21 protein-coding genes are annotated in these 25,395 nt (G+C 65.4%); 9 read left to right on the forward strand and 12 right to left on the reverse strand.

The features are described from left to right. The first annotated feature begins 139 nt into the window (after positions 1-139). The 3 genes from mdlC to G6N68_RS23780 are packed head-to-tail and all read left to right on the forward strand — an operon-like array spanning position 140 to position 3,154. Positions 140-1,753 (forward strand): benzoylformate decarboxylase, encoded by a 1,614-nt coding sequence (gene mdlC / locus G6N68_RS23770; RefSeq protein WP_163717563.1) that lies wholly within the window; start codon positions 140-142, stop codon positions 1,751-1,753. 9 nt (positions 1,754-1,762) lie between these two features. After that, complete coding sequence (locus G6N68_RS23775) at positions 1,763-2,158, forward strand: tautomerase family protein (RefSeq protein ID WP_163717565.1); 396 nt, start codon at positions 1,763-1,765, stop codon at positions 2,156-2,158. A gap of 9 nt (positions 2,159-2,167) precedes the next feature. Further along, positions 2,168-3,154: a quinone oxidoreductase family protein gene (locus G6N68_RS23780; protein WP_163717568.1), complete on the forward strand. Its 987-nt coding sequence runs from the start codon at positions 2,168-2,170 to the stop codon at positions 3,152-3,154. On the opposite strand, the gene G6N68_RS23785 is transcribed toward G6N68_RS23780, so the two are convergent. After that, positions 3,132-5,000 (reverse strand): FAD-binding oxidoreductase, encoded by a 1,869-nt coding sequence (locus tag G6N68_RS23785; RefSeq protein WP_240355589.1) that lies wholly within the window; start codon positions 4,998-5,000, stop codon positions 3,132-3,134. The genes G6N68_RS23780 and G6N68_RS23785 overlap by 23 nt on opposite strands. A gap of 122 nt (positions 5,001-5,122) precedes the next feature. Further along, entirely contained in the window at positions 5,123-6,298 is a 1,176-nt protein-coding gene (locus tag G6N68_RS23790; RefSeq protein WP_163717572.1) for an acyl-CoA dehydrogenase family protein, read from the reverse strand. A gap of 220 nt (positions 6,299-6,518) precedes the next feature. On the opposite strand from G6N68_RS23790, the gene G6N68_RS23795 reads away from it, so the two are divergent. From G6N68_RS23795 to G6N68_RS23810, 4 genes are all read left to right on the forward strand, one after another. Beyond that, positions 6,519-7,172 (forward strand): TetR/AcrR family transcriptional regulator, encoded by a 654-nt coding sequence (locus G6N68_RS23795; protein ID WP_163717574.1) that lies wholly within the window; start codon positions 6,519-6,521, stop codon positions 7,170-7,172. A gap of 238 nt (positions 7,173-7,410) precedes the next feature. After that, a complete protein-coding gene (locus tag G6N68_RS23800; protein ID WP_163717576.1) occupies positions 7,411-8,613 on the forward strand; it encodes a cytochrome P450 in 1,203 nt (400 codons plus the stop codon). Positions 8,614-8,649: 36 nt separating this feature from the next. After that, positions 8,650-9,489: a mycofactocin-coupled SDR family oxidoreductase gene (locus tag G6N68_RS23805; protein ID WP_163717579.1), complete on the forward strand. Its 840-nt coding sequence runs from the start codon at positions 8,650-8,652 to the stop codon at positions 9,487-9,489. Positions 9,490-9,509: 20 nt separating this feature from the next. Then, positions 9,510-10,346: an SDR family NAD(P)-dependent oxidoreductase gene (locus G6N68_RS23810; protein WP_163718903.1), complete on the forward strand. Its 837-nt coding sequence runs from the start codon at positions 9,510-9,512 to the stop codon at positions 10,344-10,346. Positions 10,347-10,413: 67 nt separating this feature from the next. On the opposite strand, the gene G6N68_RS23815 is transcribed toward G6N68_RS23810, so the two are convergent. The 10 genes from G6N68_RS23815 to G6N68_RS23860 form a co-directional block, all read right to left on the reverse strand. Continuing rightward, positions 10,414-11,217, reverse strand: coding sequence for an SDR family NAD(P)-dependent oxidoreductase (locus tag G6N68_RS23815; RefSeq protein ID WP_163717581.1), 804 nt, complete (start codon positions 11,215-11,217; stop codon positions 10,414-10,416). Positions 11,218-11,228: 11 nt separating this feature from the next. Then, positions 11,229-13,643, reverse strand: a complete 2,415-nt coding sequence (locus G6N68_RS23820) for a CaiB/BaiF CoA transferase family protein (RefSeq protein ID WP_240355591.1) — start codon at positions 13,641-13,643, stop codon at positions 11,229-11,231. Between the two features lie 115 nt (positions 13,644-13,758). Continuing rightward, positions 13,759-14,877: a M24 family metallopeptidase gene (locus G6N68_RS23825; protein WP_163717587.1), complete on the reverse strand. Its 1,119-nt coding sequence runs from the start codon at positions 14,875-14,877 to the stop codon at positions 13,759-13,761. Beyond that, positions 14,867-16,036, reverse strand: coding sequence for a M24 family metallopeptidase (locus G6N68_RS23830; RefSeq protein ID WP_163718904.1), 1,170 nt, complete (start codon positions 16,034-16,036; stop codon positions 14,867-14,869). Before G6N68_RS23830 ends, G6N68_RS23825 begins: the two co-directional genes overlap by 11 nt. A gap of 44 nt (positions 16,037-16,080) precedes the next feature. Next, the gene (locus G6N68_RS23835; RefSeq protein ID WP_205351506.1) at positions 16,081-17,142 is read right to left on the reverse strand and encodes an amidohydrolase family protein; all 1,062 of its coding nucleotides are present in this window, start codon (positions 17,140-17,142) and stop codon (positions 16,081-16,083) included. A gap of 112 nt (positions 17,143-17,254) precedes the next feature. Further along, entirely contained in the window at positions 17,255-18,439 is a 1,185-nt protein-coding gene (locus tag G6N68_RS23840) for a cytochrome P450 (protein ID WP_163718905.1), read from the reverse strand. Positions 18,440-18,498: 59 nt separating this feature from the next. Then, complete coding sequence (locus G6N68_RS23845; RefSeq protein ID WP_163717591.1) at positions 18,499-18,693, reverse strand: ferredoxin; 195 nt, start codon at positions 18,691-18,693, stop codon at positions 18,499-18,501. Between the two features lie 22 nt (positions 18,694-18,715). Continuing rightward, entirely contained in the window at positions 18,716-19,384 is a 669-nt protein-coding gene (locus G6N68_RS23850; RefSeq protein ID WP_163717593.1) for a TetR/AcrR family transcriptional regulator, read from the reverse strand. A gap of 64 nt (positions 19,385-19,448) precedes the next feature. Beyond that, complete coding sequence (locus G6N68_RS23855; RefSeq protein ID WP_163717595.1) at positions 19,449-20,696, reverse strand: cytochrome P450; 1,248 nt, start codon at positions 20,694-20,696, stop codon at positions 19,449-19,451. Positions 20,697-20,827: 131 nt separating this feature from the next. Next, positions 20,828-21,637: an SDR family NAD(P)-dependent oxidoreductase gene (locus tag G6N68_RS23860; protein WP_163717596.1), complete on the reverse strand. Its 810-nt coding sequence runs from the start codon at positions 21,635-21,637 to the stop codon at positions 20,828-20,830. Positions 21,638-21,751: 114 nt separating this feature from the next. On the opposite strand from G6N68_RS23860, the gene G6N68_RS23865 reads away from it, so the two are divergent. Both G6N68_RS23865 and G6N68_RS23870 read left to right on the forward strand, forming a co-directional pair. Next, positions 21,752-24,523 carry a helix-turn-helix transcriptional regulator gene (locus G6N68_RS23865; protein ID WP_163717597.1) on the forward strand — a complete coding sequence of 924 codons (2,772 nt, stop codon included), beginning with the start codon at positions 21,752-21,754 and terminating at the stop codon, positions 24,521-24,523. A gap of 87 nt (positions 24,524-24,610) precedes the next feature. Then, entirely contained in the window at positions 24,611-25,375 is a 765-nt protein-coding gene (locus G6N68_RS23870; protein WP_163717600.1) for an SDR family oxidoreductase, read from the forward strand. Positions 25,376-25,395: the final 20 nt, after the last annotated feature.

A 25,395-nucleotide genomic window follows, 5' to 3' on the forward strand; every position in this document is an offset into this window, starting at 1 on the left:
AACTGCTCCCGGGGCGCGTCGAGACCGGGGATTTACCCGGGGTGGGCACGTGCCCCCCGGTGCTTGACTTCAGCCGTGGACAGCTGAGCGGCCGATGGCCCGCGCTTCTGCTGCCTCAAACTAGAAAGGTCGTGTCTGGATGGCCGACGTAAAAGACGTGCACGACGTCACCTACGAACTGCTCCGGAAGCTGGGCTTGACGACGGTTTTCGGGAATCCCGGATCAACCGAGCAATCCTTCTTGAGGGACTTCCCGGACGACTTCACCTACGTGCTGGCCTTGCAGGAAGCGTCGGTGCTGACCATTGCCGACGGCTTCGCCCAGGCCACCGGACGGCCGGCCCTGGTCAATCTGCACACGGCGGCGGGCACCGGCAATGCGGTCGGCAGCTTGGTGGCGGCCTACCGGGCCAATACCCCGCTCATCGTCACCGCCGGTCAGCAAACCCGGGAAATGCTGCTGTGTGACCCCTACCTGGCCAACAAGGATGCGACGGTGCTGCCGCAGCCGTGGGTGAAATGGGCCTATCAACCGGCGCGTGCGGAAGACGTCCCGGCCGCGTTCATGCGCGCTTATGCGACAGCGCTGCAGCCACCCGCCGGGCCCGTATTCCTGTCGATCCCGTTGGATGACTGGCAGAAGCCGGCGCTTGGACCCGCGGTGGTGCGCACCATCGCCGAACGGACCAGCGCCGACGCTGATCGCTTGCGCCACTTCGCCGAACGCATCAGCGGCGCCCAACGTCCAGCGCTTGTGCTGGGTCCCGAAGTGGACCGTGCCGGCGCCTGGGACGCCGGTGTCGCGTTCGCAGAGAAGTTGAAGGCGCCCGTCTACGGCAGCGCATTACCCGACCGCGTCTCGTTCCCGGAGGACCATCCGCTCTACGCCGGCATGCTGCCGATGACCATCGCCGGGGTGGAACAGGTGCTGCACGGCTACGACCTGGTGGTGGTGGTCGGCGCGGAAGTGTTCCGCTACTACCCCTACGTGGCGGGCGAGTATCTGCCCGAGGGCACCGAACTGCTGCAGATCACCTCCAATCCGGACCGTGCTGCGGTGGCGCCCGTCGGCGACAGCGTCATCGGTGACGTAAAGCATGCCCTGACATTCCTGACCGAGGCGGTGCAGGTACCGGCGGACCGGCAGCCACCGCCGCCGTTGAAGCACGAACGAAAGTCCGACCTACCGGCGTCCGCGCCAATGACCGCCAACGCGGTGTACGAGGTCATCAGCACCCTCAAGCCGGCGGACGCGGCGGTGGTGATGGAGTCGACCTCCACGATTGCCGAACAGCAGACGTGGCTTCCCACCACGCACAGCGCGGGCTTCTACGCCACCGGCAGCGGCGGAATCGGTTGGGGGGTACCGGCGGCCGTCGGCGTGGCGCTCGGCGACCGCGCCCGCGGCGTCAAACGCACGGTCGTCGCCACCATTGGCGACGGTTCCTTCCAGTATTCGATTCAAGCGATCTGGACCGCCGCGCAGCACAAGTTACCCATTGTGTACGTCGTGCTGCGCAATGGCGAGTATGCGATCCTCAAGTCGTTTGCGTTGTTGGAGAAGACGCCCGGAGTACCCGGACTCGATCTACCCGGCCTCGACATCGAGTCATTGGCAAAGGGATTCGGCTGCCGCTCGGTGACGGTCGACAGTAGTGACGCCCTGGCGAGGGAGTTCTCCGCGGCGCTCACCGCCGATGGGCCTACGGTGATCGTGGCGCCCACCGTGCCCCAACTCCCGTTCCTAGGCTGAGGAGAAACCTTGCCCGTCTACACCATCACCACGGCCGCCGCGACGCTTGATGGGCCGACCAAGGCCAAGCTGGCCGCCGCCATCACCGAGATCCACTCCCGCGTCAATCACGTGCCCAGCACCTATATCAACGTGGTGTTCAACGAGCTACCCGCTGATTCCGTTTACACCGATGCCCAACCGGCGCAACCCTTGCTCATCAATGGGTGGGTGCGCACGGGTCATCCCGACGACGAAACCAGCCAACTGCTGGCCGAAGTGGCCAATGCGGCCACCGAAGTGACCGGCATTCCGGCGCACCGAATCCTGGTCATCATTCAAAACAGTCCCGCGCACTTCGCCATGGAGGGCGGGCGAGTGCTGCCCAACCCGGGTGAGGAACAAGCGTGGTTGGCCGCGCAGTGACGTAACCGCATGCGCGCGGTGGGGGTGAGTCGAACCGGTGGGCCCGAAGTTCTCAGCTATACCGAAGTTCCAGAGCCGAAGCCCGACGCCGACGATGTACTGATCAGGTCGGAGGCGATTGGGGTCAACTTCATCGACACCCAGTTCCGATCGGGGCGGTATCCAACCCAGCTGCCTCTCACGCTGGGTAGTGAGGTTGCGGGCACCGTGGTGAGTGTCGGCCCGAACGTCTCGACTGTTCAGGCGGGTGACCGCGTCGCCACCGCCGACGCTGTGGGCGCCTACGCCGAATACTGCTTAGCATCAGCAGCTTTGGTGGCACATGTACCGGACGCCATCGCCAGCGATGTCGCGGCCGCCGCGCTGTTGAAGGGGCTCACGGCGCACTTCCTGATCAACTCCGCGTATCGGGTCAAGCCGGGTGACACCATTCTGCTGCATGCCGGCGCAGGCGGCGTCGGCCTGATCCTGACCCAGTGGGCCACCAGCGTTGGCGTTCGGGTGATTACGACGACATCGACCCCGGCCAAGGCGGACCTGTCGCGTCGGGCAGGCGCAACGCACGTCCTTGACTACCCGGGCGACCCGGCCGAATTCGGGTCCATCATCCGCGAATTGACGCACAGCCGAGGCGTCGCCGCCGTTTTCGACGGGGTCGGGCGAACAACCTTCGACGCCAGCCTCGCCTGTCTGGCCGTTCGCGGCACGCTTGTGCTATTTGGCGCGGCGAGCGGGCCGGTACCACCGGTCGATCCGCAGCGGCTGAACACCGCCGGTTCGGTGTACCTGACCCGCCCGCTGCGCAGTCACTTCAACCGTACATACGATGAGTTCGCTTGGCGTGCAACGGAACTGTTCCGAGCTGTCAGCACCGGCACCGTCGAGCCCAGCATTGGTCAGCGCTATGCGCTGGCCGACGCCGCCCAAGCGCACCGCGACCTGGAATCGCGCAAGACGCACGGCTCCACCGTGCTCATGCCGCCGGTAAGCAGTTGACCTTGAAGATCGCCGACACGATATCCCCGAATGCACCATGGGAGCCGATGAAGAGGCGTTTCAGGTCGTAGCCCGCCACGTCCTTCATGGTTTCGCCGCCGAACCGGGCCGGTGCACGCCCGTCGGTCAGGACCACCTCCAAGCCGAGTAAACCATTGCGCACGGCGTGCCGCTCCTCGCCACTTGCCGTGGCTATGAGCGCACCGACGCTTCTCGCGCGGGATTCGCCGCCGGGGTCGACGGGTAACGCGCTGCACGCCATGCCGTGTTCGGCCAGGAAGGTGGCTAGGTCGGTGAGCAACACGCCGGCACCGACATTCAAGCTCAGGTTCGCCGCGTTGAGCTCGATGTGCGTGGCGGCGGCGGGCGCCGCGTCATCGAAAGATACCGGCGCGGCAGGGCCCCCTCGATAGCGATCCAGCGACGCCCGCACCGTTTCCTCAAAGATGTTCACGACGGGCTCGTCCGCCGCCAGGTCGGGAAGCAGCACCCCGGGATTCAGTTGTCCAGCAGGGTCGAAGACACGCTTCACGGCCCGCTGCGCGGCGATCTCGACCGGGGTGAACCGCTTGGTCATGAACTGGCGCTTCTCGGTGCCGACACCGTGTTCGCCGGTCAGCGTTCCGCCGAGGTCGAGCGCGGCGTCGACGATTTCGTTGTTGGCGGCTTCCAATGCCGCTGCCGCTTTGGGATTGGTGCGATCGAAGAAGGAGATCGGATGCAAGTCCCCGTCGCCGGCGTGCCCGGCCACCGCTATGAACAGCAACCCGTCGGAATGTCGAGTCGCCGCCTGCTGGATGGCCTCTTGCATTTCGGGAATCCTGTTGCGCGGCACCGTGACATCCCCGATGAAGTAGTCGTGGCCGCTGCGTACCACGGCATCCGGGGCGTGCAGGCGTCCGTACCAGAGCCTTTCGCGGGCCCGGTCGTCCGTCGCAACCCGCACCTCGATGGACTTGCGCCGCAGCACCTTTTCCACCGTCGCCGCGTCGCGCTCCACTTCTTCGGCGGTGCCATCGACATCGACCAACACGATCGCATCCACATCGGTGGGGTAGCCGGTGTCGGTAAACGCCTGCAGCCCCGCGATTCCCGCACGATCGAGCCATTCCAGCGCGGCCGGCACCGTGCCGGTGCCGATGATGTCGGCGACGGCGTCCGCGGCGTCGTGCGCCGAGGCGAAGCTGCCCATCAGGCTGTGGGTCACCGGGGCGATGGGGCGAAGCGCCACGGTTGCCTCGGTGACGATGCCGAGGGTTCCCTCCGAGCCGATGATCACACCGAGCAGGTCAGGGCCGTCGTCGTCGGCGGACAGGTTCACCACTGTGCCGTCAGATAGGGCCAATTCGACCGCATGCACGTGGTTGTAGGTGACGCCGTACTTCAATGCGTGTGGCCCACCGGCGTTCTCGATGATGTTGCCACCGACCGTCGACAGGGGTGCCGAGACCGGGTCCGGAGAGAAGCACAGGCCGTACTGCAGCAACTGCTGCTGCAAGTCGGCGTTGATGACACCGGCCTCGACGCGTGCGGTGCGCGCGTCGGGATCGACCGCCAGCACCCGATTCATCGCCGACATGTCGAGCATCACCAGATCCGGTGCGGCCATCATGCCGGCACTGCAGTTCGACGCGCCGCCCCTTGTCACGACCGGGATGTGATGTGCGGCCGCGATGCGCAAGACCGAGACCACCTCGGTGCGCGATGCCGGGCGAAGGGCGACCCCTGGCACGCCGCCGAACCCCCAGTAGTCACGACCTCGTTCGGTCAACGCATCGGCATCGGTCAGCACCGCATCGGGTCGGGATAGTGCTGCGGCGAATTGGCTGAGAACGCTGGAATCCATTGAGGTCATCCTCGATAGGGACGGCCCGTCAGCCGCCGGCCATGCTGTGTCGGATCAACATTGGCACTCGTGACCACGCGCCGAGCCCGGGTAAATCCCCGGGTTTCGATAAACCCTGGCGGCTAGTTGCGCGGCAGCCCGAGTATGCGCTCGGCGACGATGTTGCGCTGTATCTCTGAAGTCCCGCCGGCGATCGTTGCGGCGAAGGTGCGAGCGTACCGGTCGAACCAGCTGCCATAGTGACCGTCGAGATCTAGTGGAGCAAAAGCCGACGTCATCTCGGGATGCACTAGCCCACCGGCGCCGGCGGCGTTCAGCGCATTCTCGGTGCCACGCTGCAGGGCCTCGGAGCCAAGGAGTTTCAGCACCGACTGGGCCGGTACGTCCTCATTCCCGCGCGCTGCCTTCGCCAGCGCCGCCGAACCCAGTAGCCGCAAGGCCTGCGCGTCCATCACCAAGGTGGCGTAGCTGTCTCGCTCCAGGGCGCCCGAAGGGCGGAAATCGACAGTCAGCTCATGCAATAGGTTGGCGTAGTCCATCCACAGCATCGCTCGTTCGTGCCCGAGCGAGCCGTGTGCGACGCGCCAGCCACCGTTGAGTTCACCCACCAGGTTCTCCACCGGCACCCGGACGTCGGTGAAGAACACTTCGTTGAAATCCACGTCGTCGTGGCCACATACGGATGCGAACGGGCGGCGTACCACGCCGGGAGTATCGGTCGGAATCAGCAACACGCTGATTCCCTTGTGCTTTGGCGCCGCAGGGTCGGTGCGTACGAACGTCAGCAGCACGTCGGCGTCGTGGGCACCCGAAGTCCAAACCTTCTGCCCGTTGACCACGAAATGATCGCCGTCGCGCACCGCCTTTGTTTTCAGTGATGCCAGGTCCGACCCGGCGCCGGGTTCGCTCATGCCCAGCGACGCTGTCAGCTCGGCCCGCAGGATCGGCACCGCCCAGCGCTGTTTCTGCTCCGGGGTCCCGAACGTGAGCAAAGATGCCGCGATGATGCCAATGCCCTGGGGATTGAAACTGTGATAGATCCGCCGCCGCGCCAACTCCTGCAGGTACACATACTGCTCCAGCAGCGAGGCGTTGCGGCCCCCGAATTCGGGTGGATTGCCCGGCAGCAGCCATCCGTTGTCGAACAACAGGCGCTGCCAGCGGCGTGCCCACTCCGGGATGTGCGAACAAGACCGCGGCCGCTCGAAACCGTCGGAGTCGTCGGGCAAGTGCTGATCGAGAAAGGCCACGAATTCGGCGCGGAACGCCTCGACATCGGCATCGAAGGTCAGCTGCACGGGGCTCCTCGAGGCTTCATGGGACTGGCCGGGCGCTTAGCGGGATTCGCTCTCGCAAATCAGCCTTCCAAACACACATCTAAGAGAATAGTATTCTCGCAGTAAGCAAGTTACAATCTCCGAAACGACGCCCGTGAGGAGGTCGAGCACACCGATGGCACGGCGTTCTCCGGTACAGTCCAACCATGTTCTCCCCGCGCGGCAATCAAGTGAGCCGCCCGTGACCGACGCGAGCGAAGAACCAGCCTGGAAGCAGCGCGCCGTCGAGCGGTCCATCAAAACGGCGAAGCTGCGGGCCGCCCAGCGCGTTCAGCGCTTCCTGGACGCGGCGCAGGCGATCATCATCGAGAAGGGCAGCACAGACTTTACTGTTCAGGAGGTCGTAGACCGCTCGCGCCAGTCGTTGCGCAGCTTCTACCTGCAGTTCGACGGCAAACACGAGTTGCTGCTCGCGCTGTTCGAGGACGCCCTGAGCCGTTCCGCCGACCAGATCCGCGCCGCGACGGAGAGCCACACGGACCCCCTCGAGCGGCTGAAGGTCGCGGTCGAGCTGCTGTACGAGGCCTCCCGCCCCGACCCGACCGCCCAGCGACCGCTGTTCACCGACTTTGCCCCTCGGCTGCTGGTCACCCACCCGGCCGAGGTCAAGGTGGCGCACGCCCCACTGCTGACGTTGCTCACCGAGCTCATGGAAGCCGCCGCGGAGGCCGGCAAGTTGCGCGCGGGCGTCAACGCGAAGCGAATGGCGGCCATGACGATGCAGACGGTCATGTTCATCGCCCAATCCAGTGGTGGCGAGGACGACGCGACGGTGCATCCCATCACCGCCGATGAGGTGTGGGATTTCTGCTCACGGGGCTTCGCCGCCGACTAGAGCGACCGAGCGCCGGCCAGCTGACCAGCCGTCCAGACCGACAAAGTCGCGTTTTTCCACTAATTCGCACGACGAGCGAATATCGCACGTAGGCGGTTTGAGTCGCGATGATGAGAACGCTATTCTCTGATATCAAGAACCGTAAATAGCCAAAACGGATTCCTCGTTGACACTCATCGGTGGGTGATGACAGAGTTCAGTTGCGGCACGACCCGGTTACGGCGAGAGGCGAAAATCCGTGACAGTCAGCGCAGCCAGCGACGTCTATTTCGACCCTTACGACGTAGAGCTCAACGCCGACCCTTACCCGACCTTCCGCCGACTGCGTGAAGAAGCACCGCTGTACTACAACGAACAGCATGACTTCTACGCGTTGAGCCGCTTCGCCGACATCGACGACGCGTTAGTCGATTACCAAACGTTCAGCTCCGCCAGGGGCGCAATCCTCGAATTGATCCGGGCCAACATCGAGATGCCGCCGGGCGTGCTCATCTTCGAGGATCCCCCGATTCACGATGTTCACCGTAAGTTGTTGTCGCGCATGTTCACTCCGCGCAAGATCAACGACTTAGAGCCCAAGATCCGCGAATTCTGCGCGCGCAGTTTGGATCCGCTGGTCGGCGGTGACCGGTTCGATTTCGTCACCGACCTCGGCGCCCAGATGCCGATGCGGGTGATCGGCATGCTGCTGGGTGTGCCCGAGGAAGAACAAGAAGCCGCACGGGATTTCGCCAACGCGCAGATGCGCACCGAGGCCGGCAAGCCGATGGAGATTTCGGCCGAAGCCATGCTCAGCGGCGAGTTCTTCGGCAACTACATCGACTGGCGCGCCGCGAATCCCTCGGACGACCTCACGACCGAACTTCTCAACGCTGAATTCGAGGACGAGACCGGCACCGTGCGCCGTATGCGCCGCGACGAACTGCTCACCTACATCACTGTCGTGTCCGGCGCCGGAAACGAGACGACCACCCGACTGATCGGGTGGGCGGGCAAGGTGCTGGCCGAACACCCCGATCAACGTCGCGCACTGGTCGAGAATCCGTCATTGATTCCGGCCGCCGTCGAGGAGTTGCTGCGGTTCGAACCGCCGGCGCCCCACGTGGCGCGGTACGTCACGCGGGACGTGGAGTACTACGGCCGGAAGGTTCCCGAAGGCAGCGTCATGATGATGCTCATTGGTGCGGCCAACCGGGACCACCGTCAATTCCCGCCGGATGGAGACGTTTTCGACATCCACCGTGAACAGCATCAGCACCTGACCTTCAGCGTCGGCACCCACTACTGCCTCGGTTCGGCGCTGGCTCGGCTCGAGGGCCGGATCGCGCTGGAGGAAATCTTGAAGCGCTTCCCGGAGTGGGATGTGGACCTGACGAACGCAAAGCTTTCCCCGACGTCCACCGTTCGGGGTTGGGAGACCATGCCGGCCGTAATCGGCTGAGGCCGGTACACCGGTTAGAGCCCGATAGGAGAGAAAATGACTGGACGCGTGGAAGGCAAAGTCGCCTTCATCACCGGCGCGGCGCACGGCCAGGGCCGCAGCCACGCGGTGCGATTGGCGCAAGAGGGCGCCGACATCATCGCCATCGACGTCTGCAAGCGAGTCGTGAAAGACAGCCCGATCCCACCGGCAACGCCGGAAGATCTGGCCGAAACCGCCAATCTGGTCAAGGGCCTCAATCGGCAGATCTTCACCGCCGAAGTCGACGTGCGGGACTACGACGCGCTCAAGGCCGCGGTGGACGCCGGCGTCGAGCAATTGGGCCGCTTGGACATCATTGTTGCCAATGCCGGCATCGGCAACGGCGGTGACACCTTGGACCAATGCACCGAACACGACTGGCAGGAAATGATCGACGTTAACCTCACCGGTGTCTGGAAAACGGTGAAAGCCGGTGTGCCACACATCATCGCGGGAAAGCGGGGCGGCTCGATCATCCTGACGTCTTCGGTCGGCGGCCTGAAAGCGTACCCGCATTGCGGCAACTACGTCGCGGCCAAGCACGGCGTGGTCGGCATCATGCGTTCGTTCGCAGTCGAGTTGGGGCAACACATGATTCGGGTCAACTCGGTGCATCCCACGCACGTGAGCACCGGAATGATCATGAACGAGGGCACCTGGAAGTTGTTCCGCCCCGACCTGGAGAACCCGGGGCCCGACGACATGGCCCCGATCTGCCAGATGTTCCACACCCTGCCCGTCCCGTGGGTAGACGCGGAGGACATCAGTAACGCGGTGTTGTTCCTTGCCTCCGATGAAGCGCGCTATGTCACCGGTGTCACCCTGCCGGTCGATGCGGGGAGCTGCCTGAAATAGGGTTCCGTCCTATGGGCGGAATTTCTAGCTTCTCCGGGCGCGGGACGGTCATCACTGGCGGCGCGAGTGGCATCGGCTTCGCCACCGCTACCGAGTTGGGTCGCCGCGGTGCCAGGGTGGTGCTTGCCGACGTCGACCAGCCGAGTCTGGAACACGCCGTCGCCCACCTGCGTGGTGAGGGTGTCGAGGCGCATGGCGTCAGGTGCGACGTCCGGCACCTCGAAGGGGTGGTTCACCTCGCCGACGAGGCTTTCCGGCTGCTCGGACAGGTCGACGTCGTGTTCAGCAATGCCGGCATCGTAGTGGCCGGCCCGATTGCGGAGATGACGCACGAGGACTGGCGCTGGGTGATCGACATCGACCTCTGGGGGTCAATTCATACCGTCGAGGCGTTCCTGCCGAGGCTGCTCGACCAGAACAAGGGCGGTCACCTGGCCTTCACCGCGTCCTTTGCCGGGCTGGTACCCAATGCGGGTCTCGGGGCGTACGGCGTTGCCAAGTACGGAGTTGTCGGTCTGGCGGAGACACTGGCCCGCGAGGTGAAAGACGCCGGGATCGGGGTGTCGGTGCTCTGCCCGATGGTCATCGAAACCAAACTGGTCTCGAATTCCGAGCGCATCCGCGGCGCGGATTACGGCCTGGCGTCGTCGCCGGATGTGACGGGCTCGGTCGGTTCGCTGCCGGCGCAGGATGACACCGTGACGGTGGATTCATTCGCCCGGCTGATCGCCGACGCGATTCTGGCGAACCGCCTCTACGTGCTTCCACACGAGGCCTCCCGGGCCTCGATCCGCCGCAGGTTCGAGCGTATCGACCGGACCTTCGAGGAACAGGCCGCCGAGGGCTGGCGCCACTAACCTCCGGCGAGCAGACGCAAAATCACCCTGTGGCAGCCCATTTCAGCGGATTTTAGGTCTGCTCGCGCTAGGGGGCGAGCTGGTACTCGCCGGTGTCTGGGTTGTGGTGCCAGCCTGCCGCCGCGTGGGTACCGCCGTCGACATGGATCGTCTGACCGGTGATGTAATTGGACATATCCGATGCGAGAAACACCGCGGTACCGGCGATCTCGTCAACATGCCCCGGACGTCCCATCGGTACCGCATTGGCGATGCCCGCCAATGCATTTGGCCCGCCGAGCTGTGCGAGCCCCTCGGTCACGGTGATATCGGGCGCGATCGCGTTGCAACGGATGCCGTGGGGTGCCAACTCCAGCGCGGCGGTCTTGGTGTAGTTGATCACGCCGGCTTTCGCGGCCGCGTAAGCGGCATAACCCGGCGCGGCGCGCACCCCTTCGATCGACGTCACGTTGATGATGCTGCCGCTTAGCTTGGCCGCGACGAGTTGGCGCGCCACTCGTTGGCTGCACAGCAGCACATGGCGAAGATTGGCACGATACAATGCGTCCCAACCGTTTTCGCTGGTTTCCAGTATCGGAGAGGAGAACGCTCCACCCGCGTTGTTCACCAGTATCCTGACGGGTCCGAGCTCGGTGGCGGTGCGCTGCAACGCATCGTCCACTTGGGCGCTGTCGCGGACGTCGGTCGCTATCCCGAGTGCGCCAATGGATTCGGCAGCCTGGGCGCAAGATTCGGGGTTGCGCTCCCAGATCGCCACCTTCGCACCGAAGGCCGCAAGACCAGCCGCTACGCCGCGGCCGATGCCCGCTCCCCCGCCGGTCACCACCGCGACCCGGCCGGTGAGCAGGATGTTCGAGGGGTCAATGGGCATGGTGGTCGCCTTCAGGTCTTCGAGTACGTGGCCGGCGTGTATCCGATGACGCCGTCGGATTCCAACTCGGCGATTTCGGTATCGGTCAGACCCAGTTCGGTCAAGAGTTCATGGTTGTGCTGCCCCAGTAGGGGCGCGGGTTGGCGATGGAAAGTGTCGGGTCCGAGGGACAGTCTCATGGGCACCGTGCTGAACCGCACCGGGCTGCCGTGGGTTTGGACGGGGTGGTCGACGAGTTCGAAGAACCCGCGGGCTTCCAGTTGGGCCAGCTCCGCTTGCCGGTGCGGCTGCATCACTTTGGCTACCGGCACACCGGCTTCCCACAGCGTGGCAACGATGTCGTCGCCGCTGCGCTGCCCGCACCAAGCGGTCAACCGCTCGTCGATGAGGTCTTCGCGCTCGCGTCGACCAGACGCGGCCGAGAGCGCCGGATCCGTTGCCCACGGGGGTGATCCGAGGGCCTTGCACAGCAGCCCCCACTGTTCGTCGGTTTGCACCGCGATGGCCACCCAGCAGTCGAGCCGACCGAACTCGTCGACATCGACGGTGCGGTACAAATTCTGCGGAACAGCGGTCGGACCGCGATTCCCCGCCCGCTCGAGAAGTGCTCCGTACGCGGAGTATTCGATGACCTGCTCCGCCGAGATGTTGAGCGCGGCATCGACCATCGCCGCCTCCACCAACACGCCTTGCCCGGTGCGGCGTCGGTGCTCCAAAGCCAGCAGCAGCGCGTTCAGGGCGTGGACCCCGGCATTGGGGTCGCCGACCGAATAGGGCTCGTAGGGCGGGCGATCGGGATAGCCGGTCAGCCAGCTGACCCCGGATGCGGCCTCGATGACGTACGCAAACGCCGGATTGTCACGCCACGGCCCGTCCAGACCGAACCCGGGCATCCGGACCATCACCACGTCGGGTCGAATCGACTGCGCCGTGGCAAAATCCAGCCCGATCTGATCGAGGACGCGGGGGGTGAAGTTCTCGGCGATCACGTCACAGGTGGCAATCAAGCGGTGCAGCAACTCGCGCCCACGCGGGCTCTGCAGGTCCAGGGTCAGGCCCTTCTTGTTCGTGTTGAGGGCCGCAAAGATCGGCGACTTCTCCCACCATTGGTCCTCGGTGGCGGGAATGCCGGCGATCAGTCGGGTGCCGTCGGGCCGACGGGCGGATTCGACGTGAATCACCTCGGCGCCGAGCATCGCCAGGAAGTGCGTGCAGCTCGGACCCGCCCAGAACGTCGTCATATCCAGCACACGAAGCCCGCTGAGCGGCAACTGCTTTGCGGACGAGAAGGTGCCGGGCGCCGGACGGGGCCCTCCGCCGCGGGCCCGGTACAGCGCAGTGTGCTCGCCCAGTCTCGGGGCCGGGCCTGGTGGGCGCAGGTGTGCGGGCCGCATCCGATACGGGTGGTTCGGCTGCTGAAAGCCGTCGCGGGGATTGCGCGCGAACGATCCGCGCTCTCGAAAGTGGTCCAGGGAGGTGATATTGGCGCCGTTGGCCACCGGCGCGTTAGGGATGCGGAAGGCCGACGCGAGTTCGCGGATCTCGTCGACGGGGTGACTGCGCACCCACGCGTAGATCTCCGCGGCGTGCAGGTTGGCCTGCTCTGTGATCGTCAGCGGAGAATCTTCGTCGATCCACTCTGGGTGATCTACCATCGCACACAGGTCGAACCACTGCTGCGCGGTGCCGCAGCCGAGATCCACCAGACCGTCTTGGGCTTGCGCCGCCCCCGGTACGGTGAGCCGCCGGGCATCACGCCACGGTCGGCCGAGCATTTCGAAATATGTAACGGGGTAATAGGTCAGCGACAGGACCTGGGTTTCCAGCATCGACAGATCGATCAATTCACCCGCGCCGCGGTACCGCGACACCAACGTCGCCGCGCTCGCGAAGGCTCCCGCTAAATACTCCCCGACCTGCCCGCCGACGAATACCGGCGCCCGATCGGGCTGTCCGCGGCCCAAGCCGATGATGCCGCCCGACCATGCTTGCAGGGTGAACTCGGTCGCGGCCCGGTCGTGCCACGGGCCTCGTAGCCCGAACGGTGTGATCGAGGTGACCGTGAGGTGCGGATGGCGCCGGTGCAGCGCATCGGGCGTAAGCGCGTGGTGTTCGGCAACTTTGGAGCCGGCAGACCAGACGACTGCGTCGGCGGAGGAAAGCAACCGGTCCACGAACTGGACGTCCGCGTCGGGATCGGCAATGACGCTGTGCTTGGCGCCGGCCAGGAAGGCGAACAATGCGCCGTCGGCGCCCGGGCGGATTGTGGCGCCAGAAGCGGACCAGGAGCGCAGCGGATCACCTTCTGGCGGCTCGACTTTGATGACGGTCGCCCCACCGTCGGCCAGCAGCTTGGTGCAGTAGGCGCCCGCAATCCCGGTGGATAGGTCGACGACCGTGTAGCCGGCCAACGGCGGCTCGACCACTAGCCCTTGCTCTTTCTCGTGCGCGCCTTCTTGCTCAGTCGCCATTCCGGCGGAAAGTTGGTGAGCCGGTACCGGATGATGTTTTTCGCCGGCACATCTGCTTCGGCGGGCACGGCTACTCCTGCCAGAACGGGCTGGAGGTCAGGACCTCGGGTCCGTCGTCGGTGATCAACACCGCTTCGCGACCGAACACGGCGCCAATTCCCGACTCCCAGACGTACCCGGTGACAGCGAGAACCATGCCCGGGTCCAACGTTTCACCCTTGGCGGTCTCCGGCAGCAGCGGCGAGATGACGGGCGGGTCGAAGCCCATGCCCAAGCCCCGCGCCACCGGCATGGGCGGTGGCGCCTCCCCGGCGGCGTCGTAGGCGGCGAGTAGGCCACTCGCGGTCGCGCCGGGTTGGCAGGCGGCAAAGAGTCCGTCCCACAGCCGGTCCCAGCGCCGGTATAGTGCTGCCGCGCCGTCGATACTGCCGACGGGCCAGGTCCGGCCCACTTCAGCGATGTAACCACCGGCCAGGACGCCCGCGGACAATGCCACCAGATCGCCGCTTTGGACGCGGCCGTCGCCCGTAACGCGCCGCCACGGATGCTCACGCGAGGTCACCCACGCGACGTCCTGATTCGACGGCGTGCTCACCCCACCGGCCGCCAACGCCTCCAATAGAACTCCCGCCAGTGTTTGTTCACTCACACCGGGTTGCAGTTCGGATAGCGCTGCGGCGAGCGCCTTTTCGGCCACGGTGACAGACTCGCGCAGCGCGGCGATCTCTTCGCCGGTCTTGATCCGCCGCGCGGCCCGCATCGCCAGTTCGCCGTCAACCAATTCGGCTTTGGGAAACGCGGTGGGCAGCAGCTGAGCGAAAACCGGTGACAGGGCGTCGGTTCCGACGCGCTTGGCGGTTGCTGCGCCGTCGATGCGCCGCAGTGCCGCAATAGTGTTCGCCGGATTCCAGGAGATGCCGTACAGGTTCTCGTGCGGGATGTCGTCGGGAACGCCCTCGTCCCAGGTGCTGAGCAAGTGAATCGCACCGGTTTCGCGTACCAGCACGCAGGTGGGGCCAAAGGGCCGGGTTCCCGCTACCCACAGTTGTGGTGCGCCGGAAACGTATCGGACGTTGGCCTGTCGCCCGAGGACCAGGACGTCGAGGTCGTGGGCCGCCATCTGGGCCAGCGCCCGCTCCCGTCGTGCGCAGCGCAGGGCGCGGTCGTCGGGCAGGACGTCAACAGACATAGGGGTCATAGGGGTAGTCGGTCAATCGTGTCGACCCTTCCTCGGTGATCACCAGCACTTCCTCGCTGCGGTAGCCGCCGGTCCCGTCCTCCCACACGACCGGCTCCAGCACCAGTACCATGCCCGGTTCCAGGACGAAGTTTTCGTCGAACTCGTCACCGAGATCGGTTCCGATCATCGGCATCTCGGCGGCGTTGACACCGATGCCGTGCCCCAGGTAAAAGTGCGGCAGCCAGGGTCGAGTGCCACCGTTGGCTTCGATGGCGGCGCGCCCCAGATCGGCAGCGGTAGTCCCGGCGCGGGCCACGCTCAGCACGGCAGTCATGATCTCCTGCCACCGGTCGAACTGTGCCTGCTGCCGCGGTGTCGGGTCCCGCCCGACAATCCAGGTGCGGCCGAAATCCGAACAGTAGCCGTGGTAGGTGATGCTGACGTCGGTCCACAGCACGTCCCCGGCGGCAAGTTCACGCTCGGTGGTCAGCAGGGGCAGCGCGAGATCGCCATGAGTCGTCCACACACCCTCTGCTTTGCTGGGCGGCATCACCTGCCAGATCGGCTCGAGCATGCTGGCCATGGCGCCCAGTTCGAAGGCTCGGCGTAAAAAGGTTGCCGACAAATCGATCTGGCGAATCCCGGGTGCCAGAGCCTTATGGACTTCGACCATCGCCTCGTCGGTGATCCGCACCGCGGTGCGGATGCACGCCAATTCGTCGGGGGTCTTGATCGCTTTGGCGGCGCTGATCACGGCCGCAGCGTCGACGGGGGCGGCGTTGGGGAACAACACGTTCCGCGCGCGCGACATGGCACCGGTGAACTCGTCGACGGCGACCGTGGCGCCGGACGGAACCAGATCCGTCAGCACCCGGGCGAAATTCGCCACGCCTTCGTCGAATTCGAGATAGACGGGCCCATGCAGGTGGTCGGCAGGCAGATCGGACTCCTGCGAGGCGCCCTCACGGAACGGCAGGAACAGGTGCGGCGATGCGTCGTCCGCCAGCACCACGGCGACCGGTCGCTCCACGTACGACACTCCCGCGTCCCCCAGCGGCCAACTCACTCCCGTGGCATAGACGACGGCGTTGTTTCCCAGCAGCACCAGGGCGTCGATGCCACGTTCGGCCATCGCGGAGCGCAGCCGCGCTCCGGTTTCCCGGCGCATCCGGATCAGGTCGGGTACCTCGGGAATGGTGTCTGCAAAAGTGGTCACAGGCCCAGGAATTCGGTGATGTTGTCGCTGACGATGCGGACCGCTTTCTCCGGCCCGACGGCGTTGACGACGGCTGCCAACGACTTCTCGGAGTAGCCGTAGGTGCTTTCGTTGTGCGGGTAGTCCGACGACCACATGACCTTGTTGACGCCGATCCGGTCGATCAACTCCAGCCCCAGCGGGTCGACCATGAACGACGCGCTCATGTGTTTGTCCCAGTAGTAGCGCACGTCGTGTTCCAACGGCCGGTTGAACATGTGCTGATAGGACGCCACCAGATGCTCGGCGTCCTGCAGCGCCCAGGGCACCCAGGCGATCCCGCCTTCGAACCAGCCGATCCGCAGCGCCGGGTGCTGATCGAGGATGCCGCCGAAGATGTACTTGGAGAACGTTTCCCGGAAGCCGTCGATGTTGATCATCATCCCGACGACGACGCTGTTGAATTCGCAAGGGCTCTTCGGCGGGGTTTCGCCGATGTGGTGGGTGAGCGGGAGGCCGGCAGCCTCGATCTCGTCCCACACCGCGCTCATCTTGGTGCTCGCGTAGTCGATCGGGACGCCGTCGTCGTCCTTACCGGGGTTGAGTGGCATCAGAAACGTCTTGAGCCCCAATGACTTCAATTCAGCAAGGGTTTTGCGCGTCCCTTCCGGATCCCACCAGTTGATCAGTCCGGCGCCGTAGAAGTGACCGTTCGAACGCTCCTGCAGTTCGGCGATGTACTCGTTGTAGATCCGGAACGCAAGCTCCCGCAGTTTTTTGTCGGGGTAGTGGAAGAGGGCCAGAACGGCGTTCGGGAAGGCGAGTTCCTTGTCGACGCCGTCCTCCCGCAACTCCTCGATGCGGGCCTCGATGTTGGTGCTCGCCGCGCCCGGCAGGTCGTCGTACTGCATGAGCACGGCACTGAAATCGCCGGGCAGGAAAGACTGTCCCTTGCGACCCACTTGGTAGGCGCCGTCCTCGTACCAAATGCGCGGCGCCTTGTCTTTGAGGTCGTCGGGGAAGCGTTCGTAGAAGATATCTGCGGCCAGGGAAATGTGGTTGTCCGCGGAGAACACCACGGTGCCCTCGGGCAGACCGACGTCGCTGCCGCTCGCGTGCCCACGCCGATCCTTTGGCGCGCCGAATCCTCCGGGCGGGTACAAGGTGCTTGCTGTTGTCATCGTTGACCTTTCACCAGGTGACCGGCAGTTCGTAGACGCCGTAGGCGAGCCGGTCATGTTTGAGGGGGATCTCGTCAATCGGAACGGCAAGGGCGAGCGTGGGAATCCGGCGAAGCAGCGTGCGGTAGACGATCTGCAGTTCCGCACGCGCGAGCTGCTGACCCACGCACTGGTGCCTGCCGTAACCGAATGCGACATTCCGGTCGGCGCCCGACCGGTGCAGATAGAGCCGATCGGGGTCGGTGAACGCGTTCGGGTCCCAGTTAGCCGGGGCCAGGTCGATGATGATCCCTTCGCCGGCTTTGATGACCTCGCCGGCGATGGGGATGTCTTCGACGGCGACGCGGCGCTGACCGTTCTGGATGATGCTGAGGTAGCGCAGCAACTCCTCGACCGCATTGGCGACGATCTTGGGATCTTCGGCATCGCGCAATACGGCTGCCTGGTCGTGGTTTTCGAGCAGGGCGAGCACGCCAAGCCCGATCATGTTCGCGGTGGTTTCGTGGCCGGCCACCAGCAGTCCATTGGCCAGCTGTGCGGCTTCTTTGACACTGAGTTCGCCGGCCTTGACGCGTTCGGCCAAGTCCGATACCGCGTCTTCGGCCGGGTTCTCCATCTTGGCCTCGACCAGCTTGATGATGTACTTGTACAGGCTGATCGCGCCCTTGGCCGTTTCCTCGCCCGTCGCGTAGCGGGCCAGACCGACGTTGGCATGCTCCTGAAACAGCGCGGCGTCCTCGTAGGGCACGCCGAGCAGTTGGCTGATCACCAGCGACGGGACCGGCAAGGCCAGGGCGGTGACGATGTCGGCCGGCTGCGGGCCCGCCAATATCGCATCGATGTGTTGGTCGGTGATCTGCTGGATGGTGGGACGCAGACCTTCGACACGGCGAAACGTGAACGGCTTGGACAACATTCGCCGGAAGCGGGTGTGCTCCTCGCCGTCGGAAGTGAATACCGATCGCGGTCGCTTGTGCACCGTGGCGAGCATGCCGGCATTCCAATGCGGAAACCCGGGGATGCGGTCGTCCACGCTGACGCGTGCGTCGGAGAACAGTTCGCGGCATTGCTCGTAACCAGTGATGAGCCAGGGAGTGCTGCCGTCCCAGATCCGGACGCGACTGAGCGGCTTGGCCGCGGCCAGCGCTATCACGTCCGGAGGCGGCGCGAACGGGCACGCAGCCGAGCGGGCCATCGGATAGTCGGGTATCCCGGGGTCGACATCCGGTGTGGTTGCCAGCGTTTCCGACACGGTCACTCCTCGATCTGGATCGCCATCGCGGGACAAAACGCGGCGGCTTTGCGGGTGCCCTCGGCCAGCTCGGCCGGAGGGTTCGCGTTGAGCAGGACGACGACGCCGTCCTCATCACGCTGGTCGAACACCTCCGGCGCGTTCATGACGCAGTTGCCCGATGAGGCGCAAATATCGTGGTTTACAGTCACTTTCATAAGCTTGCTCTTATTCGGACCTTTACTCCGGCCTTTGATCGGGATCAGTAACGGGTGCCAACCACAGGCCCACGATCGCGTCGATGAGGCCAGCAGCCGCCGCCCGCCAGGACCAGCGCGGTGCCGCTGCGCCTGCCGCGAGTGCACGCTCGAAATCCGCGCAGGTGTGCATCAACAGGTTGCGGGCCATGATGTTTCGTTCGGAGCGGACGCTCACCGGCAGGTCATGCAGGCAGCTGTTGATGCCGTCGATCACCTGCACCAGCGACGGTGAGCTGAGCGCGTCCTTGACGACGATGTTGTGGTAGGCGGGGTCGGTCATGGCCTGCGCGGCAAAGCGTGCGTACCACGTCGGGTTGCCGAGTTCCTCCAAGTGGTCGGTCAGCGGTCGGACCAGACAGGCCACCCAGTCCCGCATCCCGGCCGACGCGGGCAAGGCCGCGACCATCTGCTCGCGCAGTTGGTCGATGGGGCCACGATGCTTCTGCTCAATTGCCCGGACCAGGTCGGTCTTGGTGCCGAAGTGGTAACCCACCGCGGCGTTGTTCCCCTGGCCGGCGGCCTCGCTGACCTGCCGATTGGAAACCGCGAACACACCGTGCTCGGCGAACAACCGCTCGGCCGCCACCAGGATGGCCTCCTGCGTGGAGCTGGCCCGCTCGCTGCGCACGGGCCTGCCAAGAGTGGTCACTCCGCCAGTCAACCGAATGCACGGTTTTAAGTCAAGCGATTGATTTAATGCAGCTCCGCTCGCGCTAGGCCGCCGGCCTTTCGGAGTCGAACCCGATTGGCAGCGTGGTCGGTCCGCTTATGCCGCTCAGCGGTTTCCACGGAGCCGGACCGGTGCGCCGAGCCTTGGGCATGCGCCGCGCCATGGTCGAAAGTGCCTCGGCTAGTTCGAGTCTGGCGAGATTCGCACCGAGGCAGTAGTGCATGCCGGCACCGAATGTCTGCATCGCCGGTGCGTCATCGCGGGTGATGTCGAGGCGGTCGGGATCGTCATACACGGCGGGGTCGCGGTTCGCCGCCGCCATATTCGCCAGGACCAGAGTGCCGGCCGGAATCATGACGCCGGCAAGTTCTACGTCCTCGAGAGCGATGCGGAGCATCGCGGGCGCGATGGGCGAATGGCGCATCGTCTCCTCGACCGCGTTCGTCGCAAGCTCGGGGTGTTGGCCAAGTAGGGCCCACTGCTCAGGATGGTCAACTAACACCTGCACCGAGGCGGCGAGCTGATTTCGCGTGGTGTCGGTGCCGGCCATCAACAGCCCCGCTGCCAGCATCCGCAGCTCGTCGGCGCTGAGGCTGTCGCCGTCGTCCTCGGCGCGGATCAAGTCGGAGATGAGGTCGTCGGTTAATGTTTGGCGTCGGTCGGTGACCATGTCGTCGATGTAGGCGTCGAGCGCCTCCCACCCTGCCAGGATGACCCGCTCGTGTTCGGCGACGTTCCAGTCGAAGACCTTGAAGATGTCGTCTGCCCAGGTGGAGAACAGCTCCCAATCCTGCGACGGTGCGCCCAGGAGCGCACAGATGATCGGGATCGGGTATTGGCGGGCGATGTCGGTCACCACATCGCAATGTCCGCTGCCCGTGTGGCGGTCTAGGAGCTCGTTGATCACGTCGACGACCGTCGTGCGTAGGCGCGCGGTGGCGCGTGGGGTGAAGGCTTTGGAGACCAGTCGCCGCAAGCGGTGATGCGCTGACCCGTCGAGACTGATAAGGCTGGTAGCGACCCGGTCCCAGAGCGGACCACTCGTGATTCCTTGAGAGGCCAGAAACATGCCTTGCGGGACCCGGAAGCGTTGGTCACGCAGCACATTTCGGACGAGCTCGTAGGTCAGCACCTCCGGTCCGTGCGGGCCGATAGCAATCGGTGCTCGGCGGCGCGCCTCGCTGATGATCTCATGAGCCTCATCGGGGCTCTGGCAATCCTCGTAGTCGATCTCCGGTAGATCGGCATCAAGGACGTTCGGGCAGATCGGTCGATTAAAAGTGATTGTCATGGCGGCCCCCGGGCGGTGACTAGGAGAAGTGCCGTTATTAAGCCTTCGCCTTGAATCCTTGGCGCCGGGACCACGCAGCACATGCGTAGTCGACTACCTGTCTTCGTCGACGCTCAGCGCGGAGGCTGCAATCAGCCTTGACGCTTGCTGGACCGGATCACCTTGCCCGCCACCGTCCCGCCGTCGACCGGCAACACGATTCCGGTGACGTAGCGCGACCGCTCGGTGGCGAGATATAACGCCGCCTCGGCGACATCCTCGGGCGTCCCTTCACGCTTGAGGGGCCGGTCGTCACGCATGGTCTGTCGGATGCGCGCCTCGAAGCGCTCGAGTTCCTCGCGGTCCATGCCCTCGGCCGACGACGCCAGGATGGGCGTCGGTATGTTGCCCGGCGCGATGGCGTTGACGCGAATCTCGTGAGATGCCAACTCGATTGCCGCCGACTTGGTGAATTGGATGACCGCCGCCTTGGACGCCCGGTAGGTGGCCACCCCGCCGCCGGCTTGAATGCCGCCGATAGAGGTCAGGTTGATGATGGACCCGCCGCCGTTCGCGGACATGTGGCGGGCGGCATCGCGGGTCCCGGCCATTACCCCCAGGACGTTGACTGCCATGACGCGGTGGAAATCTGCGAAATCGTCGTCGAGCAAGCGACGCAGCGGTCCCGAAATTCCGGCGTTGTTGACCATCACGTGCAGACCGCCGAAACGCTCGACCGCCGTTGCCACCAGCCCGGCTACTTGTCCAGGATCGGCGACATCCGTCCGCTGGAACAGCGCCGCGGGACCGAGCGCATCCGCGAGCGCTTCCCCTGCGTCGGTTTCGATATCGCCGATGACCACCCGGGCACCTTCGGCCACAAACCGCTCGACCAGACCGCGACCGATACCAGAGGCTCCGCCGGTGACAATGGCGACCTTGTCAGCCAGTTCGTTGACCACACGACGAGTTAATCGGCGTCGCCCATATTAAGTCAAGCAATTGATTTAACACCGCGCTCCCCGCAATGGGTAGGGTCATCGGCAACAGTGGTAAGTACCGATCGAGCTTTACGTTTGCAGGGTCGCCGAGCGGAATGCACGACTCTGGAACGTTCGACGTCCCTGGCTCGCTCGGGCCGGAGCCAGGTGCTCGTGTTGCGCGGCGAGGCGGGTATCGGCAAGACCGCGCTGCTGGACTTCATCGCCGAGGGAGCCTCGGGGTTCCGAATGACGCGGGTGGCTGGTGTGGAATCCGAGATGGAACTTCCGTTCGCCGCTTTGCACCAGCTGTGCGCGCCGTTGATGGACTGCATCGGCAACTTGCCGGCGCCGCAGCGCGATGCGCTGGACGTGGCGTTCGGCCGCAAGGCCGGCTCGGCGCCCGACCGCTTCTTGGTCGGTCTGGCCGTGCTGACTCTGGTTGGCGCGGCGACCGAAACCCGGCCCCTCATCGCGCTCGTCGACGATGCGCAGTGGCTCGATCGCGTCTCGGCGCAAACGTTGGCGTTTGTGGCCCGCCGCCTGATCGCCGAGCCGGTCGCGATGATCTTTGCGGTACGCGACGACTCCCCCGAGGAACGAAGCGACGAATTGGCCGGTCTACCAGAGCTCAACGTGCCGGGGCTCAACGCCGCCGATGCTCGCGCGCTGCTGGATTCGGTCATCCCCGGCCGGCTGGACAACCAGGTACGCGACCGCATCGTCGCCGAGACTCGGGGCAATCCGTTGGCCTTGTTGGAACTGCCGAAGGGCTTGACCGTCGAGGAGCTAGCGGGCGGGTTCGGGCGCCCCGACGCACGGCCGCTGGTCGGCCAGATCGAGCAGGCGTTCGTCCGGCGGATCCGTTCGTTGTCGGGCCATACCCAACAGCTGCTGCTGACCGCCGCCGCGGAGCCGGTGGGCGACGCCGCGCTGCTGATGAGAGCGGCCGACCAGCAGGGCCTGCCCCACGACGCGGCGACCGGAGCCGAGGCGGCGGGGTTGATCGATGTCGGCACCCGGGTGCGGTTCCGCCATCCGCTGGTGCGCTCGGCCGCGTACCGCAGCGCGGACTTGATGGAACGCCGACGAGCCCACCGAGCGCTGGCCGAGGCAACCGACGCCGACGCCGACCCGGACCGGCGCGCGTGGCATCTCGCCATTGCTGCCGATGGCCCCGACGAATCGGTCGCGGTTCAACTCGAGCGCTCGGCGGACCGCGCCCAGGCCCGCGGGGGCATGGCCGCCGCGGCCGCATTCTTGGCGCGTGCCACCGAGCTGACCTCCGATCCGGCGCGCCGCGGTGCCCGAGCACTTGCCGCCGCTCAGGCCAAGCGCGACGCCGCCGCCTTCGACGCCGCCGACGAGTTGATCAGGGTCGCGGAATCCGCATCACTGGACACGTTGCAGCAGGCCCGGATCGCCAGACTGCGCGCCCAGATCGTATTCGCCAGGAGCCGCAGCGGTGAGGCTGATGCGCCGACGGTGTCGGATGCAGCAGTCGGCCTGCTCGACGCGGCTCGACAACTCGCCGATCTCGACATCGCGCAGTGCAGGGAGACATACCTGGAGGCCCTGGGGGCAGCGTTGTTCGGCGGCCGACTGTGCCCGTACGGCGGCATCCCGATGACGGCGGCCGCGGCGCGCACGGCTCCCCCGGCACCCTCGCCGGTGCGGGCCGTGGACATATTGCTGGACGGCATCGCCATCCGGGCCACCGACGGTCACGCGGCGAGCCTGTCGACGCTGCGCGACGCGCTGGCCCTGCTGTGTACGGAAGCCGAGCGCGACGACGCCGACGGCCTGCGATGGTTCTGGCAGGCCTTCCCCATCGTCCAGGAATCGGCCGCGCACGAATTGTGGGACGACGAGACCTGGCACCACCTGGCCACCCACGCGGTGCGGCTGGCCCGCGACTCGGGGGCGCTTGCCATATTGCCGATGGCGCTGGTCTACCGCGCGGGCGTGCACGTCCAGGCCGGCGAATTCGCCGCCGCCTCTGCACTCATCGAGGAAGCCGATGCCATCACCGCGGCAACGGGCTACGCGCCGCTCAAATATCACTCGGTCTTGTTGGCGGCCTTGCGCGGCGCCGAGGCCGACGGGTTGCAGCTGATCGAGTCGGCGCTCGCGGACGGGGTCGCCCGCGGCGAGGGGCGCGTGGTCGGCTTGACCAGTTACACCGCTGCCCTGTTGTACAACGGGCTTGGACGTTACGAGGACGCCTTCACCGCCGCCCGTCGGGCGTGCGAGGACGAGGACTTGGGCCTGTTCGGCTGGTCCCTCGTCGAACTCATCGAGGCAGGTGCCCGAATCGGCGAGCGGCAGCCGGCGCTGGATGCGCTATGGCAACTGGAAGTGCGCGCGATGGGTAGCGAAACAGATTGGGCCGCTGGCATTTTAGCTCGCTCTCAGGCGCTGTTGGCCGATGATTCGAACTGCGAAAGCCTCTACCAGGAGGCGATCGACAAGCTGGGCAACACCCGGATCGCGGTCCACCTCGCCCGAGCCCATCTGATCTACGGGGAGTGGCTGCGCCGATGCAACCGCCGCGTCGATGCCCGCGCGCAGCTGCACAATGCGCACGAGATGTTTCTGAGAATGGGCGCCGACGCGTTCGCCGAGCGCGCCCGCCGCGAGCTGCTGGTGACGGGACAGAAGGTGAGCAAGCGCTCGACCGCATCGGGTAGCGAGTTGACGGCCCAGGAGGCGCAGATCGCTCGGCTGGCCGGTGAAGGCCTGACCAACCCGGAGATCGCGGCGCAGTTGTTCATCAGTACCCACACGGTGGAATGGCATCTGCGCAAGGTGTTCGTGAAGCTCGGCATCAAGTCGCGTCGGCAACTGCGTGGCGCCGTCACGGGGTGAACTACGGACTTTCAAGGGTTCCTGCGACCCAGGGGTGGGGCGATGCTGGACGTACCAGTTCATCGCGCAACATCGGGAGGCGTACTCATGAAGGTTTTGGTGGTCGGCGGGACCGGGCTGATCGGGTCGCAGGTGGTGCGCATGCTTTCCGAACAGGGCCACGAGGCGGTATCGGCGTCGCCGAGTTCGGGTGTGAACACGTTGACCGGCGAAGGCGTCGCCGAGGCCGTCAAGGGCGCCGACGTGGTGGTGGACGTGTCGAATTCGCCGTCGTGGTCCGACGAGGACGTGCTGAACTTCTTCACCACCTCCACCCGCAACCTGCTGGAAGCGGAGCAGGCCGCCGGCGTCAAGAATCACGTTGCGCTCTCGATAGTGGGGGCCGACCGGGCGGCTCAGAGCGGCTACATGCGCGGGAAGATCGCGCAGGAGAAAGTGCTCGCCGAATCGGGATCTCCATACACGACCGTGCGCGCTACGCAGTTTTTCGAATTCGTTGGGGGCATTGCCGATTCATTGACCGAAGCCGACACCGTTCGAGCACCGCACGGGGCGTTCCAGCCCATTGCCGCCGCGGATGTCGCCACTGCGGTCACGCGTGCGGCATTAGGCGAACCGGTCAACGGGGTGATCAATATTGCCGGCCCCGAGAGGCAAGGCATGGATGACTTCATCCGCGACCGCTTCGCGGCAACTGGCGATCCGCGCCGAGTGGTGACCGACCCCGCTGCTCGTTATTACGGTGCGGTGCTGGATGAAAAGAGCATCGTTCCCATCGAGGGCGAAGAGGCGACGATTTACCCCACCAAATTCAGCGACTGGCTGGCCTCGCAGGTGCCCAGTGGCGCGTAGTGGCGCGTCTCAAAGGAGCG

The organism is Mycobacterium bourgelatii, assembly GCF_010723575.1.
GTDB classification, from domain to species: Bacteria; Actinomycetota; Actinomycetes; order Mycobacteriales; family Mycobacteriaceae; genus Mycobacterium; species Mycobacterium bourgelatii.

Coding starts and splice junctions, on each gene's coding strand:
- mdlC (WP_163717563.1), top strand. CDS start 140: ATGGCCGACGTAAAAGACGTGCACGACGTCACCTACGAACTGCTCCGG.
- G6N68_RS23780 (WP_163717568.1), top strand. CDS start 2,168: ATGCGCGCGGTGGGGGTGAGTCGAACCGGTGGGCCCGAAGTTCTCAGC.
- G6N68_RS23785 (WP_240355589.1), bottom strand. CDS start 5,000: ATGGATTCCAGCGTTCTCAGCCAATTCGCCGCAGCACTATCCCGACCC.
- G6N68_RS23805 (WP_163717579.1), top strand. CDS start 8,650: ATGACTGGACGCGTGGAAGGCAAAGTCGCCTTCATCACCGGCGCGGCG.
- G6N68_RS23815 (WP_163717581.1), bottom strand. CDS start 11,217: ATGCCCATTGACCCCTCGAACATCCTGCTCACCGGCCGGGTCGCGGTG.
- G6N68_RS23825 (WP_163717587.1), bottom strand. CDS start 14,877: ATGTCTGTTGACGTCCTGCCCGACGACCGCGCCCTGCGCTGCGCACGA.
- G6N68_RS23830 (WP_163718904.1), bottom strand. CDS start 16,036: ATGCGCCGGGAAACCGGAGCGCGGCTGCGCTCCGCGATGGCCGAACGT.
- G6N68_RS23840 (WP_163718905.1), bottom strand. CDS start 18,439: ATGGCCCGCTCGGCTGCGTGCCCGTTCGCGCCGCCTCCGGACGTGATA.
- G6N68_RS23845 (WP_163717591.1), bottom strand. CDS start 18,693: ATGAAAGTGACTGTAAACCACGATATTTGCGCCTCATCGGGCAACTGC.
- G6N68_RS23855 (WP_163717595.1), bottom strand. CDS start 20,696: ATGACAATCACTTTTAATCGACCGATCTGCCCGAACGTCCTTGATGCC.
- G6N68_RS23870 (WP_163717600.1), top strand. CDS start 24,611: ATGAAGGTTTTGGTGGTCGGCGGGACCGGGCTGATCGGGTCGCAGGTG.